Source organism: Desulfovibrio sp. 1214_IL3152 (assembly GCF_036763055.1).
Classification (GTDB): Bacteria; Desulfobacterota; Desulfovibrionia; order Desulfovibrionales; family Desulfovibrionaceae; genus Desulfovibrio.
Window position 1 is genome coordinate 1 of sequence record NZ_JBAIYW010000270.1, and the last position, 1,584, is coordinate 1,584.

The window sequence follows — 1,584 nt, forward strand, 5'->3', positions numbered from 1 at the left end:
TGGCGAGGCGCCCAGGCAGTTGCACGAGCATCTGGCCGGCATGCACATGGTCATGCCCGTGGAGCCGGTCAAGTGCAACTGGCGGCCCGACCGCGACGTGCTCAAGGCTTGCCATGAAATGGGCAAGACCGTGGCCGAAACACTGAAAAAAAAGTGCCAGGAAGGATAGCCCAAAGCTTTTCCTGCAACGCAAAAGCGGCGGAAGTAACACTTCCGCCGCTTTTATTATTCAGAACGGTTTTGCTTCAGCCTCGCCGCCTGCGGCGGGCAAACCCGCCCGCCGCAAACGCCGTATGAAGGTCGAGAGTGCAAATGGCAACGCTGCAATCCACCAGTGTTTCACCTTGAGTCCGCCTGCTGGCGACAGGTAAAATCCACCCAAAGCTATCCTGCGCGCCTTGCCGCACCTCGCATCACAAGGTCAGAGCATGTATTCAGCATATGCAGCTTGAAAGCTGAAACGCCCTGAAACAGCTCAGAGACTGAAACGCTCTACCGGTCCAATTCCAATCTATACGGACTACGGATGGCACTTGGACTTGGCGCAGCCGGTAAGGTCTTTCTTGAGGTCCGGCTTTTCAGCCACAACCTTGCTGTGACAGGCAAGACAGCTGGTGTGCTTGAGATCGCCCTTGGCGTGTACAACGTAGTACAGGCTCTTTTCGCCCTTTTTGGCGGTCAGGTCGTCATGGCACCCGGAGCTGCCGCACTTGGCAAAGCTTTCCTTGCCGTCCACCAGATGGTGGCAGGTCACGCATTCCACTTTTTCGTGGGGAGCGTGGGGAAACATGACAGTCTTTTGCGAGCCTTTGATTTCAATGGGCTTGTCAGGCACGGCAGGTGCGGCCCATACGCTCACGGCAAAAAGCAGGGCCAGCATACAGGTAAGAACAAGAGTTTTTTTCACAGTAATCCTCCAAGGTAAAAAACAACACATGAGAATTTTTGCAAGCTTACGGCCAGCATGGCAACGTGTCAATGGGGAGCATGAAACACTTTTTCAAGTCATTTGCACTGTCATAAGTGTCTTTTACGTGCATATCCCCTGGGCGTAAGCATATATGACCCAACAGATCTGCTTTCATTGTTGCCGATAACCAGCAGAGAAAGCATGTCCACCTGTGCGGCATCAAAGGCATCCAGCCTGTGCGCGCTCACACTCTGCCCCGGCCTGTACGCCTGACGCACCAACCCCACGGGGCAGTCCCCCGCGCGGAAGCGGCGGGCCAGTTCCAGCGCATGATCCAGGTGACCGGGACGCCCCTTGGAGCGCGGATTATAGATAACGCACACAAAATCCGCCTCAAGGGCCGCCGTAAGTCTTTTAACAATGGTTTCCCACGGCGTCAGCAGATCGCTCAGGCTCACGCAGGCAAAATCATGCGTCAGGGGCGCGCCCAGCAGGGCAGCAGCAGCGCATACGGCAGGAACACCAGGAACCACCACAAAGGGAACCGTATCGGCCAGGCCGCGCAATTCAAGTATTTCAAGGGCAAGCCCCGCCATTGCGTAAATGCCGGGGTCACCCGAGCAGACAAGGGCCGTGGGCCGACCAGCCAGAGCCGCATCCACGGCAGCGGCGCA

General features: G+C 56.7%; 2 protein-coding genes. Both read right to left on the minus strand.

The window, feature by feature from the left end:
• Nucleotides 1-520 precede the first annotated feature (520 nt).
• Nucleotides 521-907, minus strand: coding sequence for a cytochrome c3 family protein (locus V6C07_RS05810; protein WP_333535421.1), 387 nt, complete (start codon nucleotides 905-907; stop codon nucleotides 521-523).
• Nucleotides 908-1,017: 110 nt separating this feature from the next.
• The coding region (locus tag V6C07_RS05815; protein WP_333535422.1) for a precorrin-3B C(17)-methyltransferase at nucleotides 1,018-1,584 on the minus strand (567 nt) is incomplete at its 5' end.